Origin of the sequence: Neobacillus niacini, from assembly GCF_023715415.1 — a bacterium.
Classification (GTDB): Bacteria; Bacillota; Bacilli; order Bacillales; family Cytobacillaceae; genus Neobacillus; species Neobacillus niacini_C.
This window is the reverse complement of the sequence record NZ_JAMBOB010000014.1, coordinates 64,751-81,704: the sequence shown is the minus strand read 5'-3', so window position 1 is coordinate 81,704 and position 16,954 is coordinate 64,751. Positions and strand designations below refer to the sequence as shown.

Genomic DNA, 16,954 nt, shown 5'->3' with positions numbered 1-16,954 from the left:
CGGGCAATCAAAAATTTTGCGCATTTGGTTTTTCAACGATAAAAAAGCAAAGGCACAACTAGCAATTATCACTAGTTGTGCCTTTTTACGCGCAAAACTTCCGATTGTCCCCTATAAGAACCGTCCCTAAGGAAACACCAGCAAAAAAATGAATGAAGTATTTTGATAATTGGTGTATGATAATTTTGATAGTAATAGTTTTTCCTCCTTTCCTTCTGTTAAAGATTCTCTCGTTTGTTTATCCACCTTGTAAATCTATTATTTTCTTTTTTGTCCAATTTAATTGCATTCCCTCATCTAATCCATCATTCATTTTGTTAATGGCTTGCCTCTTCAATCAAACCACTCATGATTTAATCTCAATTATCTACTAGTAACTAGTTATATTCTCATTTTGAAAAAAAAAAAAGACCATGGTGAAGGTTCTTTTGGTCCAACCTTACTAGGACCATGAGAACCGTCCCTCTGGACCTAAAAGGGAGAAGTGTATATGGAGCTACTAATGAAAGTTTATATTGGGGAAATGTTGCAAAAGAATAAACCGATGTTTTCTTGTGTTGTTTAAGATGCCACGAGGAGCTAGAGTGAAAAGTAGGAGTGGAATCTACCATATTATGCTAAGAGGTGCCAATCGTCAGGAAATTTTTCATGATGATGAGGACTGTTTGAAATTCCTTGAATTAATGCATATCTATAAGCTGAAAACCAAGGTGGGGATTTATAGCTGGTGTTTGATGAGTAATCATGTACATCTGCTATTAAAAGAGGGCAATGAAGATATATCAGCTACCATGAAGCGTATAGGTGTATGTTATGTCTCCTACTATAACTGGAAGTACAGAACAAACGGGCATCTTTTTCAAGATAGGTTTAAGAGTGAGAATGTAGAAAATTTACAATATTTATTAACCGTTGTGAAATATATCCATCAAAATCCAGTTAAGGCAGGAATCGTCAAACGGGTGGATCAATGGAGATGGAGCAGCTGCCGGCATTATTATGGTACTCAGGGTGAGGGAAGGAAATTGCTGGACTCTGATTTTATTTTTGGTATGTTTTCGGGGGATATCATTTTGGCCAGAGAGAGATTTAAAGAATTTAATGAAATGGCCAATCAGGACCAATGTCTAGATTACCACATGGATGAAAGAAGAAGATTAACGGATGAGGAAGCTAGGGAAGAGATTAAGAAACTGCTGAATGAAAATGAAATTGAAATCGCCCAAGTTAAGAGTTTACCGAGACTCCAAAGAAATCTAATCCTCAAAAAAACAAAAGAAATCAAAGGCCTTACCCAACGCCAAACCGCAAGAATCCTCGGCGTTTCAAAAACACTTATTTCTAAATCATGATTTTGTGACCGTGGGGACGGTTCTTGTGGTCATTGTTAGCCAAATTAAAAACCATATGAACCGTCCAAAAATAGTATCAATAATTAATAAAGTCAGTAAAGGGATGTGCTGAGCACTCCCCTTTTTTTGTGGCAAAGTGGCCGTGGGGGACGGTTCTTGTAGCAGTCACTAAACGCAAAAGACTGGGAAAACCATCTCCAGTGGTTCTCATTTAATTTTATGTAAGTCCATTCCTTCTACAAACTCAACAAAGGCTTTTACAATGTTTAACTCTAAAGATTCCTCATGGTAGAACATCCAAGTCTTACGTATGATTTTCTCTCCACTTTTTGTTCTAATCTCAAATTTATGGATATTATCCAGATCATTTATTAACAAGCTTGGCAAAATTGCGTAACCTAACCCATTCTCAACCATTTTTTTGCATGTGTCAGCTTTATCGACATTGATGCTGACTAATGGCGGCTGGGAATAGTTTTCGGTCCACCAATTATCTACTAAGGTTTTTAGTAATGGATCAGTGTGATAATCAATTCTCGATAAAGCGGGGAGGTTGCGGATATCGATTTCTTCTTTTGAAGCAATACAAATGCTTTCTTCGAAGAGCAATTTCTTTTGATCTTGCCAGCTATAATCTCCTCTCACAAAGCCAATATGTACATCTTGATTGTACATTAAATGGATAATATGGCTGCTTAATCCTGTTATTACCTTGAACTCAACATCAGGATACTGATTTTTGAAGAGTTTTAATAGCCCTGGAAGTTTATAATCAGTAAAGAAATTAGAAACACCTAATCTCAATATACCGGATATTTTATCCTCCATATTTAGAACCGTTTCCTTTATCTTTTGGGTACGCCATAACATTTCATGAGCACTTTTTGCCAGATATTCGCCCTGAGAGGTAAATTGGACTCCGCGCCTGCCTCTGATAACGATTCGGACTCCAAAATGTTTCTCCATCGCTTTCAAACGATTCGTCAAAGCTGGCTGAGAAATATACAATATTTTAGCTGTATTTGTAATATTTTTCTCTTGATAAAGGGTTTGTAATACTATCCAGTCTCTTTCGTCCAACAATATCACCCCTAATTTAGAAATAACTTTTATGTATGGTTAAACATATTAATTCGATATTTTATTTATTGCTATGATTATACTATATTTATTATAGGTAACCTCAAGTAGCAGCATATTTTTTTATATACAATGAAAGAAGGCCGGGAAATTTGAAAAGAAACAGCACTTTTTTTCGTAGTGTTTGGTTTATAACAATAAGCAGCTTAGGCGGATTTTTACTCTCGTTGACGGGTCTTACCATTGGATGGATGATTGGTACATTTCTGGCAGCTGCCTTACTATCTTTTTTAAGGCCATCACTATTAAGGGGTGAAGCCAATCAAAAAGGTGTTCCAAAATACTGGTTGTTTATAGGGCAGTGTATTTTGGGAATTGAATTGGGACAGAAAATAAACTTGTCTTTTTTGCATATTTTTAAAGAATTTTGGTTGACCATTATTCTCATGCTACTTCTATCAATCTTTTTTTCTTTACTTTCTGGTTTCCTACTTTGGAAATACAGCAAAACCGATATGCTTACTAGTTTTTTTGGAACAGCTCCAGGCGGATTATCCGCGATGCCGGGGATTGCGGAGGAGGTCGGGGCAAATACGGCTGTCGTCAGCATTATTCAAACCATGCGCGTTTTTTTAGTTATACTTATTATTCCTATTATTGTATCATTATGTGCTAGTAATCCGGTAGAGCACGTCACCTTGCCTGCCCAGACTGTCTCTCCCTTTGAATTTGAGCACCTGCTCTGGACTTTAGTGTTAGTTGGAATTGCATATACGGGGTACCACTTGGGCAAGTATTTAAAATTTCCTGCTCCATGGTTGATTGGAAGTATGGTGGCGGTGGCGGTTGTCCAAGCGTTCGGTTCTTTGTATATAGGTCATGATATGGTTTCATGGTGGCCGCATGTGGTGATTACTTTATCTCAAATTTTTATTGCGGCAAGTATTGGTTCCCGTTTTCATAAAAGCATGTTTATCGGATTAAAACAGACGATAATTGTCGCCTTTTTAAGTACGATTGGTCTTATTTTTTCAATGATTATGTGTGCCATTTTTGTTTCAAAAGTAACAGGAATCTCACTTATTACCGCTATTCTTGCCTTTGCTCCTGGCGGTATTGCTGAAATGACAACAACTTCTGTTGTGCTAAATGCAGATTCTACATTTGTCATAGCAGTGCAAGTACTTCGAATCATGATTGTGTGTGTTATATTACCGCCATTTTTCAGGCTTTTAAATTATTGGGAGCATAAAAAGCACCTATCTTCTCAAGCTTCAGCTTAATTTGACATATATTAGATCACTATTGTTCGTATAATAGTAAAAAGGGGAATCAAGATATGTCCAATCTACAAGAAAACGGGGCAGGTATATTCTGTGATCCGAGCGATAAAAATACAGAAAAATTATCATTTTTAATGAAGGAAATTATTCAATCTTCTGGATATCCAAAAGAAGATATGATTTTTCTCTGCATTGGTTCAGACCGCTCTGTAGGAGATTCATTGGGCCCTTTAGTTGGAACGATGCTCAAAGAACATCAGGTACCTTGCCGTGTCTACGGTACTTTGGAAAAGCCTGTTCATGCATTTAATTTAAAAGAAACATTAAAAGAAATTAAAAAGGAATTTAAAAAGCCGCTTATCTTTAGTGTGGATGCCTGTTTAGGCGATCAAAATCAAGTGGGTTATGTTTTCTTGAAAGAAGGACCTCTGGTTCCGGGGAAAGCCCTAAAAAAAGTTTTGCCGGAAGTGGGAGACTATCATATTATCGGGATGGTAAATTATATAGATCCGTTACCAGCTATGCAATTTTTAAATGATACTCGTCTATACACAGTAATGAACCTTGCAAAAACAATCGTAAAGATCATTACTCAAGCGACCAACGAGAGTCAAGGAACTTTTTAAAAAAGTGAGGCTGTCCCAAAAGCCATTAAGAATTGGTTTTTGAAACAGCCCCGTTTCGATTAAGGTTTGTTAATTAAAATAGAGTGATAGCCCCTGTCAATATAGCGACAATGATAAGAATTACCGAACAAAATAGAGCCCATTTAAATGCATACTTCTGAAGTTCCCCGATGTCTTTATTGACCATTCCTACTAATAAGAGAGTCGAAGCCACGAGTGGACTTAAAAAATGAACAGGCTGTCCCAATACGGAAGCTCTGGCAATTTCTAAAGGACTCACTCCATAAGCTGTTCCTGCTTCAGCAAGAATCGGTAAAACGCCAAAGTAATAAGCGTCATTGGATAAAACGAATGTAAATGGCATGCTAGTCAAGGCAACGACTACTGGGAAAAAAGAGCCTAAAGAATCCGGAATGATGGCCACTAATGAATTTGCGATGGCATCGACCATTTTTGTTCCGGAAAAAATCCCAGTGAAAATACCTGCCGCAAATACTAATGTAACAACCGTTATAGCATTTGCTGAATGTGCCACGATCCGCTCTCTTTGTTGCTCTAAATTGGGGTAATTAATAACTGAAGCAATTACAAATCCGATGAGAAACAAAACGGGTACCGGTATTAAACCCATTATAAGAACGACCATGATCGTAAGCGTTAAAAGAAGATTGACCCATATTAATTTGGGACGCTTTAAATCCGCTTGTATGCCGGCAGCAACTGCAGCTTCACCAAGAGCGGTGCTCATTCTAGGAGCAGTATTGAATTGGACAACTCCAACCCTCTTACGTTCTTTTTTCCCAAGTACATAAGCGGTAAATAGAATAGATGCCATTCCTGCAAGCAGTGTTGGAATAATTGGAACAAAGAATTCATTTGCATCTAGACCTAGAGATGCTATCGCTCTTGTAGCGGGTCCTCCCCAAGGCGTCATGCCACTCATAATACTAACAGAAAGCATTGAAATGGTGGCAAGAATTAGAGGATTCATGCCAAGTCGCAAGTAAAGAGGCAGCATGGCAGAGATGGTGATCATATGAGTTGTTGTACCATCACCATCTAAAGCAACAGTCATTGCGATCACTGCAGTTCCTATTGCTATTTTTACTGGGTCCCCTTTTACAATTTTCAACATCGTTTTAATAAGTGGATCAAATAATCCGGCGTCGATTAGAACACCAAAAAACAGGATAGCGAACAATAACAAAGCAGCTGAAGGTGCAACAACCTTTAATCCCTCATACATCATTTCTCCGAGTTTAGAACTAAACCCACCAATAATGGCAAAGACAATCGGTACAATCGTCAGGGCAGTAACCGGGGATAAGCGTTTGGACATAATTAAGTAAGTAAACACAACCACCATTGAAATTCCCAAAAAAGTAAGAATACTAATTTCCCTCCTTCAAAAAAGTAATCGCTTACAAGATGGTGAGCGTGGAATCTTTTTTTATTTCCTTGCTCCCTTTTCTTTTTTTAGAATAATTCAAATATTAACATAAGTAAAATATAAGTTTTTTTATATTTTAATATAAAAAAACTTATAATCCCTTTTACAGAACAAAAGCACAATAAAGATTTTTTAGATCTATTGTGCTTTTTCATTAAAGATTGGGGTTACTATTTAAAAAATCAATAAAATTCTTTACAGAAGATAGTTTTAAAGACTCCTCGTTATACATCAACCATGTATTTCTTAATACAGGTTCTCCATTCTTATAAGATAATCCATATGTATACAGGTTATCAGATGGCTGCATGCATATTTCTGGTAAGATGGAAACGCCAAGGCCATTTTTAACCATTTCTTTACAGGTTTCCTGCCGATCCGTTTCCATTGTAACTAATGGAGGTTCAGAAAATCTATCATGCCACCAGCCATTCATTAAACTTTTCAATGAGCTGTCTGTTTTATAATTTATGAATGGAAGATTTGGCAGGTTCTCCAGATCCACCTCTGTTTTTGAAATTAAACATAGCCTTTCCTTGTGCAGCAGTGTTTTAATTCCATACCATTCGTAATTTCCCCTTAATATTCCTAATTGAACACTAGCAGAATCAAGAAGATTCATGATTTCGGTACTCCATCCTGTATTGACATTAAATTGTACAAGTGGATATTTTATTGAAAATTTTTTAAGTATTTTAGGAAGTTTATATTGAGCAAAATTACTAGAAACGCCCAAACGCAGTGTGCCCCTTACTACGTTTTGCATATTTAACATGTAATCTTTTGTCTTTTGGAGCTTAATGATCATTTCTTCCGCATAAGAAGCTAAATGTGTACCTTCAGAAGTAAACTCAATACCCCCTTTTATTTTAAAAAATATACTCGTTCCAAATTCTTTTTCTATATTCTTAAGGCGGTATGTTAACGCTGGTTGCGAAATGTATAATCGCTCTGCGGCACGGCTAATATTTTTTTCTTCATACAATAACCTTAATGCGACCCAGTCTTTTTCGTCCAATTTATTTGCCCCCGTTTTAGATTATAAATTTTTTTTTACTTTTCTTTTAAAAAATATGTATTTTACTTATGATTGAACCTATCATACTATATTTTCAAAGGAACCGGTAGTGGTAAAACATTTTATATAAAGGTGGTTAATGTAATGAAGGTACCCGTGGTTTTGATGCGTGGCGGAACAAGTAAAGGAGTTTTTCTCAATTTTGAACATTTGCCCTTGAATCGCTTGCACTGGGAAGACTTCTTACTCGATATAATGGGTAGTCCGGATCACAGACAGATTGATGGTCTTGGCGGAGCAAATTCGTTGACTAGTAAGGCAGCAATTATAAAAAAGTCGAATTCGCAAGAATTTGATGTGGAGTACACATTTGCTCAAATAAGCATTGATAATCAAATGGTTGATTTTAAAGGGAATTGCGGTAATATATCATCTGCGGTAGGACCATACGCCATTGAGCAAGGATTAGTTCCGGTAAGGGAACCAGTCACAACGGTAAGAATTTTTAATACGAATACACAAAAATTAATAATAGCAGAAGTAGAAATTGAAAATGGCCAAGTGAAAACGGAAGGAAGCTGTTCCATTCCAGGAGTGCCTGGCACAGGATCACCTATCTATCTTACTTTTAATCGTGCTGAAGGAGCTGTTACAGGAAAGCTCTTTCCAACAGGTAATCCAATTGACATGATCAAAACAAGTAATCGACTTTTTCCCGTTTCTATTGTTGATGCCGCCAATCCACTTGTTTTTGTTAGGGCCCAAGATATCGGTCTGACCGGGAGTGAATTACCTGCTGACTATACACAGGAAAAGTTAATTGAACTGGAAGAAATTCGTTCAATTGCAGCTGAAATGTGTGGATTTACCGATAGGAAATCCGCAACGGTTCTTTCTCCTGCTGTACCGAAAATGACCATTATTTCACCGCCAATGGATTACATCGATATGACCGGAACAGAAAGAAAAGCGGAAGAAATGGATTTGATGATTAGAATGATGTCGATGCAAAAGCCCCATCAGGCTCTTGCCATCACAGGGGCCATCTGTACAACTACTGCAGCCTTTTTACAGGAAACGATTCTATCAGATATGGTGAATATTAAACAGGAAGTTTTTCGATTAGCTCATCCAGCGGGAATTATGGAAACGAAAGTGGATTTCCTGGCAGGCCACATTCGTGCCATTAAAGTAGTACGTACTGCGAGAACTATTTTAGAGGGCTATGTGTATACGAAAAAAAATCATGAGATTTCCTATCAATTTGCTTGATAAAACTCATCTGAAAATCATAGTATCAAATCAAATTTTAATTGGAGGCTTTCAAATGTGGATCATCACTCTCTATTTAAATGGAAATATTAAAATGTTTGAATTTGACAAAGAAGAGGAAGCTAATGAAGCTTTCAAAAATATTCAAGGCACAAAATTTCTTTCAAAAATAGTATACTTTAATGATCCTAGTTTTGTATAAATGGAGCCGTGGAGACGGTTCTTGTGGTCCGAACTAACCATACTAAGACCATGCGAACTCTCCCTGTTGAGTGTCCCGAGTTTTGCCAAAGCAGTTTTTCATAGCAAAGATTTAATTAAAAAGGCCACCGAATGGGCTCATTCGGTGGCCTCTTGGTGTTTTTCGTGACTATGGGGGTGACCACGGTGACCACGGGTGACCACGGGGACGGTTCTTGTGTCCTGCATTAACCAAAAAAAAGACCATGAGAACCGTCCCCATGTCCCCCTACCATGTTAATGGTAGGGGTCTTTGTTTCTTTTGGCCTAAACATCTTGTAGGGCAAAGGAACTGAAATTAAGAATTGCTAAAAATTGGGTGGTATTTACCAGCGATTTTCACTATTATCAGTATGTAAAAGTAAAATTTGTCTTGATCCCACAAGGTGTTGGTGTTTTTTTTTACAACTGGATTAAAGGGGCACTTTTTTTCATAATTGTTATAAACTGGCATTCGAATGGATTTTTTCTATATCAAAGGTAGGATAAGAATACCAAAAGATAAAATCTTTCTACATATATTAGTAACCGGAGTGTTTCTCCTTTTCTCGGGCCTGTTTTTCTATTGTTATTTTAATATAGTTTTGCAACGGAATTCGTTTCAAACATACATCTAAGGAGAAGTAGTACATGATTGTAACGTTAATAAACAAAGCAAGTATCCATTCAATTACTCTTCCTGAGAAAATAAGAGGTCAATATTGGATTTATGATTCTAATGATTGGTCCAAAAAATTAATCGGGATTGAAGGAATCAATGGTGAATGGATTCTTAAGTCTAACAAAGAGGTTAAGATTCTGGATTATTCAGGGAAACCCATTCGGAATACGGTATTAAGTCCGTTAAGTATCTACAATTTGGATACGCAGGAACAGGATAATAAAACCATTGTGTTCATTGAACCCCGTACGGATGATCGTCAAACCTTCACGAAATATTTGGTAGACAAGGATAGTGATATTACCATTGGAAGAACCGATAAAAACGATATCCTATTGAACAATCAATTTGTGTCGGCTTCACATGCCAAACTATCCTTTCGTAACGGAAAATGGAGCATTACCGACCTTGACAGTACGAACGGAACCTTTGTCGATGGCGACCGAGTGAAAACCAGGGATTTACATATTGGCGATAGGATTTACATAATGGGTTATAAAATGATTGTGGGAAGCTTCTTCATTGCGCTAAATAACCCGGATGGAACGCTTTCTTTAAAAAGCAATTTCCTAAAACCATTTACGAATCAAAAAGCAGTGACCCCAGACGAAGAGGAGGAATATGAAGCACCGGCAACGGATTATTTTTATCGCTCTCCTCGCTTTAAGAGAGATGTAGAAAAGCCTGTTATTAAAATTGACTCACCACCGCCTAATGCGATTGGGGAAGAGATGCCGTTGATGTTGGTGTTAGGTCCTTCTATGACAATGGGGATGGCATCGCTTGCGACAGCAACCTTTGCGATCAATAATGCGATGACTACTGGTGACTTTTCAAGAGCAATTCCTTCTATTGTTATGTCCGCAAGCATGCTTCTTGGAACGATCCTATGGCCGATTTTATCAAAAAAGTATGATATGAGACGCCGACGTAAAAAGGAAAAAGTCCGTCAAGAGAAATATAAAGAATATTTAGATAAAATTACAATTGCCTTTAACGAGGAAGCTGAAAAGCAAGAAGAAATCTTGCGTGAAAACCATGTTCCTGTAAGTGACCTTATTGGGCGAATTGATAAAGTTGACCGGAATCTATGGGAACGCGGACCAGGGCAAAATGATTTTCTGAAATTAAGAGTGGGTACTGGGAACGGTATATTAGCTGCTGATATTTCGTATTCCGAAAAGAAGTTCTCCATTGATGATGACAACCTTGAAGAGGAATTGTACACCTTAGTGGAATCTCCAAAAATCTTAAAAAACATACCTATTACCTTATCATTGTTTGAAAATTACATATCTGGTGTCATTGGAAATCGGAAACAAACGATTGAATTTGCAAAGGGATTGATTTTTCAACTAGCAGCGCTGTATAGCTACGATGAAGTGAAAATGGTGTTTGTTTATGACCAAGAAGAGGATAACGATTTTGGTTTTACCAAATGGCTGCCACATGTTTGGAGTAATGATAATAAGTTCCGCTTTCTGGCCACCAATAATATCGAAGTAAAGGAAGTTTCGGCTTATCTTGAAAAAGAAATCGAAGCTCGCTCAACTGTTAGTGACAGTGATATGGATGATATCAAACCGTATTACATTATTTTTGCAATGAGTAAGCAGCTCGCGATTCGTGCCGAGATGTTAAAACAAGTTTATTTAAAGAAAAAGAATATCCATATCTCCATTATTACGTTTTACGATGAACTTAAAAGTTTGCCGAAAGAATGTACGATGGTCGTGGATCTTGATGAGCACAGCGGAAAGCTGTTTGATAAAAACGATATTACGGGTAAAACTATTTCATTTGTTCCAGATCCGCCATTACAGGCAGACCCAACGGAATTGAGTGTGAAGTTAGCGAATGTACCGCTTGATACGTTAGCAAATTCTTTTAATCTGCCAAAAATGGTTACGTTCTTAGAGTTATTTGGCGTCGGAAAAGTCGAACACTTAAATGCCTTAACTCGCTGGAAGGACAATGATCCAACCAAATCCTTAGAAGCAGCGGTGGGTGTGGATACATTAGGTGAATTGTTTAAGCTTGATTTACATGAGAAGTTTCATGGACCGCACGGATTGGTTGCAGGGATGACGGGTTCTGGGAAGTCCGAATTCATTATTTCCTATATTTTGTCATTGGCCGTTAACTATCATCCGAATGAAGTCGCATTTATCTTGATTGACTACAAAGGCGGCGGTATGGCTAAATCCTTTGAAAACCTGCCACATACGGCTGGTATTATCACCAACTTAGATGGCGCAGCGATAAAACGTTCGTTGATATCAATTGAGAGTGAATTGAAGCGCAGGCAAGCTATTTTTGCCCAGGCCAGCAAACAGGTTGGCGAGAGTAATATCGATATTTACAACTATCAAAAGCTCTACCGTGAAGGGGTTGTAGCTGAACCGCTTCAGCATTTATTCATCATTTCTGATGAGTTCGCGGAATTAAAAACACAGCAGCCAGAATTCATGGCCCAGCTTGTCAGTGCGGCCCGTATCGGACGGAGCTTAGGTGTCCACTTGATCTTGGCTACACAAAAACCAAGTGGTGTGGTAGATGACCAAATCTGGAGTAACAGTAAATTTAGGGTAAGTTTGAAAGTGCAAGAACGAGCAGACAGTATGGATATGCTCAAACGTCCAGATGCTGCTGAACTTACAGATACAGGACGCTTCTATCTGCAGGTCGGCTATAACGAATTGTTTGAAATGGGTCAGTCTGCTTGGGCAGGAGCACCTTATTATCCTTCTGATAAAGTGGTGGTGGAGAAAGATAATAGTGTTGTGGTCATTGATCGCAATGGCCGCCCGATGAAAGAAGCGAAAATAGATAAGAAGAAAAACATGTTTGCCAATCCGAAAAAGCAAATGGATGTTATCACCGATTATTTACGTACGATTGCACAGGAAGAACAGATTAAAATACGTCCACTCTGGCTTGAGCCCATTCCGGCTATGATTCTATTAAAGGATATAAAAGAAAAATATCCTCTTGGCCATGAAAATTCGTTTGTACTGAATCCGGTAATCGGTGAGTACGATGATCCTGCCAGACAGCAGCAATGCTTGCTGCGTCTGCCGCTTACGGAAGAAGGAAATACGATTGTTTACGGTGCAGCGGGAAGCGGAAAAACGACCTTCTTGAATACCATGGTCTACTCACTCATGCAAGAACATACACCAGACGAAGTCAATATCTATTTACTAGATTTTGCCTCTGAAACATTGCGTGCTTTTGCTAAAGCACCGCATGTGGGAGATGTCATACTTTCTTTTGAGAGTGAGAAGATTAGTAATTTGTTTAAAATGCTTCAAGGTGAATTGGAAAATAGGAAGAAGTTATTTGCAGATTATGGTGGTGACCATGCTTCTTATATTCGTGCTACAGGAGAGAAAATCGCTTCGATTGTGGTTGGTGTCAATAACTTTGCTGCCTTTACCGAAATGTACGAAGAAAAAGAAACAGCCGTATCCTTCCTGTCACGAGAAGGAACCAAGTATGGTATCTACTTTGTTTTAACAGCTCTTGGGACCAATGCAGTAAGGTTCCGCTTGCTGCAAAACTTCAAGCAAATGCTTGTCCTGCAATTAAATGATGAATCCGATTATGCTGGCATTGTTGGTAAAACAGATGGATTGTTCCCATCGAGATATAAAGGCAGAGGTCTTGTGAAGAGAGATGCCATTTACGAGTTCCAGGTTGCTCAAATTACAGATGAACCTGTTCCATTCCCGTTTATTCAAAAAGAGTGTATGAAACTCCAGTCGTCCTGGAAAGGAAATACAGCAAGGAAGATTCCGATTTTACCAGATCACGTCGATATGGAATTTTTATCACACTATGTTTCTGAGGGAAGTCTTACGATCCCAATTGGCGTTGAAAAGAGCTCTCTAAATGTTCATTATTATCCATTTGGTAAATCGTATATCCATATGATTCTATCATCATCCACCGAGCATTTAGGTTTTACCCATGATTTATCTAAATTCATGGCAGATCATGGTGGTTTTGATGTGACTGTGATTGATGGACAGCAAAGTTTTATTGATAAGGATAATCGTACAATTACCTATTATTCTACACTTAAAGACTTTGAAAATAGTGTGAATGCTCTGTTTGAATTGGTGCTTTATCGTAATAATTCGTATAAAGAGGCAATTGAAAAAGGTGTTGAAGCCCAACATTTTGATCAAAAAGTGATCGTGATTAATTCCGTTGCTGCTTTGAAAAACGCTTTGTCAAAAGAAGGAGCAGAGAAACTTGGCCTCATTCTTGAAAAGGGAGATGCCAAGTACAACATTACGATCCTATTTGCCGAGCAATCTAAGAATCTATCAGGAATTACGTTTGATAAGTGGTATAAACAACATATGAATCCAGGTGATGGTATTTGGGTGGGGAGTGGAATTACCGACCAATTTAACCTAAAGGCTGCAAAAACAACTTCTGAAATGCGTGAAGATATGAGTGCTGGATTTGGTTTCTCTTTACAAAAAGGAAAGAGTGTAAAAGTAAAGCTATTAAACACAGGAAAGGAGAATGGTGACAACGATGAATAAAGTACTTGTTGAAATCTTCCTTCCTGCTGCAGACAAAAGCTTTGATGTTTACATACCAGTAGAAAGCCAAATGAGCGAGGTACTGCTATTGGTATCCGCACTGCTAAGCGATTTATCAGATGGAAAATACAAAGCCAATGGCCAAGCGGTTTTATGTGATGCAGCCACTGGAATTATTTACAATATTAACATGGCTGTTTGTGAACTAGGTATTCAAAACGGTTCTAAGCTTATGTTGATATAGATGATTAAAAATAGAGAGGAGAATGAAAAATGGGAAAAGTAATTAAAGTAACACCGCAAGAACTAGAAACTGCTTCTAAAAAGATGGCAGAGCTATCTGAAACGTACACAGGTATCTATACCCAACTGATGCAGGCTGCACAAACAATGGGGGCAGCTTGGGAGGGAGAAGATAACCTTGCCTTTGTTGATCAAATCAATGGATTTAACGATGATTTAAAAAGTATGGCAGATAAACTTCTAACTGCAAGTCAAGCGCTTGAGACACAAAGAGCCAATTATGCACAAATGCAAGATAGTAATACTGCTCAAGTAAGAAGATTAACAAACTAATTGAATTAAAAAAGGAGTGAGAGAAATGGCTGGACAAATTAGAGTAAGTACGGCACAAGTTGGCGATATTGCAAAAACAATCGAAGGGTTGAACGTAAGACTTGCGGAAGAGTTAAAAACAAGTCAGAAAACAATCCAAAATCTATCAAATACATGGGATGGGGAAGCAGCCCAAGCAACCATTGCTTCTTTTGATGAGTTTGCAGCGAAGTTTTTCCAAAACTATCAAGATATTCTTAACAGCTATGTAACATTTTTAAGAACCAATGTAGAACAAGGTTACTTCGAAACAGAAACAGCGAATATCAGTTTAGCTGACGCATTTAAATAAGGTATCAACGCTTGCGCTAAAGGCGATGGAGTCCCATCGTCTTTCGCAGCATTTAAAAATGAAAATAACTTCGTAATGGGTTTATATAGTGTTCGCAACAATTGCTGTTAAAATCGTAAAGCCGATTTAACGTGGAAAGGCGTTGTATTCATGAGAAAAGTAAAAATTGCAGCATTGTCATTTTTTGTCATTATTTCTTTATTGGGAGTGAGTGGATGTATGAATTTCTTTTCAAAAGGTGAGGATCGGGCGGATATTGCTAAAAGACTCTTGAAGGAAAAGTATAATGAGGATTTTAGCATTTATGGTTCTGGTGAAGGATATGGAACCTTGACCGGTGACACATTTAAAGTAGTCGCTTCGCCGGAAGGAAATAAAGATTTACTGTTTGAAGCAAAGGTCCAAAAGGAAGGTAAGTGGATGATTGATGAATACGTTGAGGCACTCCTCGAAGATGAAATCAAACAGACTGCAAGTGACAAAATCCGTGAACTTACCGACAACTTTTTTATGAAAGTGTATGTCGGTTTTGCCGATACTGATTACACTGATAAAAGCAAGGTCTCGTTGGAGGATTTTTCTAAAAGGTATACAAATGTTCCCATTGTTCTTACCTTGTTGTTGGATAAAACCGCTGTAGCCAACATTGACGCAGAGAAGGAATTCCAAGTGTATCAGGAATTATTTGCTGAAAAACTCCCCTTAAATGCCGCATTAGAAATCTACTATACGGACACAGAGACAATACAAAAGTCTGAGGAATATTTTAAGAAAAATGCCGAGACTTATAATGATTTTGATCAAATGCTAGAAGGGTTCAAGGAAAATGGGTTCGGCGTCAATGAAGGACAGATCAATATTCCTTTAAATCAATTTATTGAGCAAAGACAGGTGCAGTAACCATGCCACATTCAGATCAAGATCTTTTTGTCGCCTCGCAGCTTGCTTATTATGAAATTAGTGATAGGGATATCTCCCTTTTGACCAAGCGAGGAATCGAACCTACCTTGGCAAATATCCTTAAAGAAAAACCCGAGATTAAGAAAACCTTGGAAAACAAACTGGCCAGTGCAGAGCCTGGTTCTATTGAAGCAACAAGAGCTCAAGGAGATATGGATCTATATAATAGCTTCGTGTCGCCTAATTCGCAGTACAGTAATTGGAAGGTTGTTGACGTAAATGATGACAACAACCAATCCGGATTTTATGGTCTATTAATTGAAACGAGCCCGAATAATGCCGTTGTTGGATTTAGAGGCAGTGAATCTCATGGCAATCAGTTTGAAAAAGACTGGCTTAATACGGATTTTAAAATGATCAATGAGGGTGTCGGTGTCGAGCAGCAGAGGATTGCTACTGAATATATGACCTATATCAATTCTCATTATAACTATGATGCATATGCCACAGCAGGACACTCACTCGGAGGGAACTTATCTTTCTATGCGGCGATAACAGCACCGCCGGAAATGAGGGCAAAAATCCTCCAGGCATTAAATGGAGATGGTCCCGGGTTCGCCGAGGAGTTTCTAACGAATCCTCTTTTTGCACAGGGAATTCGGGATATGGCCGGGAAAATGGACCATTATCAATGGTCATTAGTAGGGGCCATTTTAAGTCCTGTTCCAGGTTCAAATTATATGTCGCTTCAAACAAAAGGTAATGTTTATGGCGAATATGGCTTAGGGCCATTAACTGCTAAACATAGTATGACATTTGTTGGCTTTGACGAACATGGCCGTGTCATTAGAGGGGAAATGGATCGTTTTGCCGAAAGCATTGGCAGATTTACACGGGAACTGGATGAACTGCCTTCTGGAGTAGCAAACTCCTTTATTCATGCAGTGGAAGGCTTCATGTCTCTTCCTGATGGTCAAAAGAAACTATTGGCCGGTGCGTTCATTGCGCAAGTTGCGATTTTTCTTGTCACACACCCGACAGTCTTGATTGCGACAGTGTTAATCGCGGCAACTCTTGCGGTCGTCTATTGGATCAATCCGGAGTTTTTTGGGGAAGTGTTAATCCCGTTTATCCTTGACGCCCTATCCTTTACGGCAGATATGGTACAAAAACTGATTGATGGTGTCACGACTGTTATTGCTGCGGTGCTTGAGGGTATCGAGATGGCGGAAGAGTTCATCAATCAAGTTATCGCCAAAGTCGTGGAAGTGTTCACTGAATTTTCTTCGTGGGCGAGAAAAATTTTCAACCCAGGTTATCGATATGCGAGCAGCCATCCGTACATCAAGATTGATACTCAAAGACTTTCAGAATATGCTCAGCGCTTAAGCACAGTTAATCGAAGATTGAACAGTCTTGACCGCAGAATGGATGCCCTTTATTCCAAAGTAGGTCTCTTGGACTTATGGAGTTTGATGCAGGCCGATTTGATGACAGGTGAAAGCTGGAGAATTAATCGTTGTATCAATTATTTAGAAGAAACATTAGAAGACTTTGAATCTGCTGAACGGAAGATTATCAATAAGCTGGGATAGGGGGAGTGTCC

Annotated in this window: 14 protein-coding genes; 11 read left to right on the top strand and 3 right to left on the bottom strand. The window is 38.4% G+C overall.

The genetic code is table 11. The features are described 5' to 3' along the window. Positions 1–584 precede the first annotated feature (584 nt). Positions 585–1,352, top strand: coding sequence for a transposase (locus M3189_RS23845; protein ID WP_251638801.1), 768 nt, complete (start codon positions 585–587; stop codon positions 1,350–1,352). Between the two features lie 207 nt (positions 1,353–1,559). Here M3189_RS23845 and M3189_RS23840 read toward each other — a convergent pair whose 3' ends face one another. Then, positions 1,560–2,432, bottom strand: a complete 873-nt coding sequence (locus tag M3189_RS23840; RefSeq protein ID WP_251638799.1) for a LysR family transcriptional regulator — start codon at positions 2,430–2,432, stop codon at positions 1,560–1,562. Positions 2,433–2,584: 152 nt separating this feature from the next. Here M3189_RS23840 and M3189_RS23835 point away from each other — a divergent pair, with 152 nt between their 5' ends. After that, positions 2,585–3,715 (top strand): AbrB family transcriptional regulator, encoded by a 1,131-nt coding sequence (locus M3189_RS23835; RefSeq protein ID WP_251638797.1) that lies wholly within the window; start codon positions 2,585–2,587, stop codon positions 3,713–3,715. Positions 3,716–3,771: 56 nt separating this feature from the next. Continuing rightward, positions 3,772–4,341 carry a spore protease YyaC gene (yyaC, locus tag M3189_RS23830; RefSeq protein ID WP_251638795.1) on the top strand — a complete coding sequence of 190 codons (570 nt, stop codon included), beginning with the start codon at positions 3,772–3,774 and terminating at the stop codon, positions 4,339–4,341. Positions 4,342–4,414: 73 nt separating this feature from the next. Here yyaC and M3189_RS23825 read toward each other — a convergent pair whose 3' ends face one another. Both M3189_RS23825 and M3189_RS23820 read right to left on the bottom strand, forming a co-directional pair. Beyond that, complete coding sequence (locus M3189_RS23825; protein WP_251638805.1) at positions 4,415–5,731, bottom strand: CitMHS family transporter; 1,317 nt, start codon at positions 5,729–5,731, stop codon at positions 4,415–4,417. A 214-nt stretch (positions 5,732–5,945) separates the two neighbouring features. Further along, on the bottom strand, positions 5,946–6,809 hold the full coding sequence (locus tag M3189_RS23820) for a LysR family transcriptional regulator (protein ID WP_251638793.1): 864 nt from the start codon (positions 6,807–6,809) through the stop codon (positions 5,946–5,948). A gap of 144 nt (positions 6,810–6,953) precedes the next feature. Between M3189_RS23820 and M3189_RS23815 the strand changes: the two genes are divergently transcribed. From M3189_RS23815 to M3189_RS23780, 8 genes are all read left to right on the top strand, one after another. Beyond that, positions 6,954–8,081 (top strand): 2-methylaconitate cis-trans isomerase PrpF family protein, encoded by a 1,128-nt coding sequence (locus M3189_RS23815; protein ID WP_251638791.1) that lies wholly within the window; start codon positions 6,954–6,956, stop codon positions 8,079–8,081. Between the two features lie 55 nt (positions 8,082–8,136). Next, positions 8,137–8,283, top strand: coding sequence for a hypothetical protein (locus tag M3189_RS23810; RefSeq protein ID WP_251638789.1), 147 nt, complete (start codon positions 8,137–8,139; stop codon positions 8,281–8,283). A 668-nt stretch (positions 8,284–8,951) separates the two neighbouring features. Then, positions 8,952–13,541: a type VII secretion protein EssC gene (gene essC, locus M3189_RS23805; protein ID WP_251638787.1), complete on the top strand. Its 4,590-nt coding sequence runs from the start codon at positions 8,952–8,954 to the stop codon at positions 13,539–13,541. Then, a complete protein-coding gene (locus M3189_RS23800) occupies positions 13,534–13,785 on the top strand; it encodes a methyltransferase (RefSeq protein WP_251638786.1) in 252 nt (83 codons plus the stop codon). The genes essC and M3189_RS23800 overlap by 8 nt, the downstream gene beginning before the upstream one ends. 29 nt (positions 13,786–13,814) lie before the next feature. Continuing rightward, positions 13,815–14,117: a WXG100 family type VII secretion target gene (locus tag M3189_RS23795; protein WP_251638784.1), complete on the top strand. Its 303-nt coding sequence runs from the start codon at positions 13,815–13,817 to the stop codon at positions 14,115–14,117. A gap of 25 nt (positions 14,118–14,142) precedes the next feature. Further along, the gene (locus M3189_RS23790; RefSeq protein WP_251638782.1) at positions 14,143–14,448 is read left to right on the top strand and encodes a WXG100 family type VII secretion target; all 306 of its coding nucleotides are present in this window, start codon (positions 14,143–14,145) and stop codon (positions 14,446–14,448) included. Positions 14,449–14,598: 150 nt separating this feature from the next. Beyond that, complete coding sequence (locus M3189_RS23785) at positions 14,599–15,348, top strand: hypothetical protein (protein WP_251638773.1); 750 nt, start codon at positions 14,599–14,601, stop codon at positions 15,346–15,348. Between the two features lie 2 nt (positions 15,349–15,350). Next, complete coding sequence (locus tag M3189_RS23780) at positions 15,351–16,943, top strand: Mbeg1-like protein (protein ID WP_251638771.1); 1,593 nt, start codon at positions 15,351–15,353, stop codon at positions 16,941–16,943. The last annotated feature ends 11 nt before the right edge of the window (positions 16,944–16,954 follow it).

What these genes read in the sequence shown, in the direction of transcription:
- yyaC (WP_251638795.1), top strand. Translation starts at nt 3,772, where the DNA reads ATGTCCAATCTACAAGAAAACGGGGCAGGTATATTCTGTGATCCGAGC.
- M3189_RS23815 (WP_251638791.1), top strand. Translation starts at nt 6,954, where the DNA reads ATGAAGGTACCCGTGGTTTTGATGCGTGGCGGAACAAGTAAAGGAGTT.
- M3189_RS23810 (WP_251638789.1), top strand. Translation starts at nt 8,137, where the DNA reads ATGTGGATCATCACTCTCTATTTAAATGGAAATATTAAAATGTTTGAA.
- essC (WP_251638787.1), top strand. Translation starts at nt 8,952, where the DNA reads ATGATTGTAACGTTAATAAACAAAGCAAGTATCCATTCAATTACTCTT.
- M3189_RS23800 (WP_251638786.1), top strand. Translation starts at nt 13,534, where the DNA reads ATGAATAAAGTACTTGTTGAAATCTTCCTTCCTGCTGCAGACAAAAGC.
- M3189_RS23795 (WP_251638784.1), top strand. Translation starts at nt 13,815, where the DNA reads ATGGGAAAAGTAATTAAAGTAACACCGCAAGAACTAGAAACTGCTTCT.
- M3189_RS23790 (WP_251638782.1), top strand. Translation starts at nt 14,143, where the DNA reads ATGGCTGGACAAATTAGAGTAAGTACGGCACAAGTTGGCGATATTGCA.
- M3189_RS23785 (WP_251638773.1), top strand. Translation starts at nt 14,599, where the DNA reads ATGAGAAAAGTAAAAATTGCAGCATTGTCATTTTTTGTCATTATTTCT.
- M3189_RS23780 (WP_251638771.1), top strand. Translation starts at nt 15,351, where the DNA reads ATGCCACATTCAGATCAAGATCTTTTTGTCGCCTCGCAGCTTGCTTAT.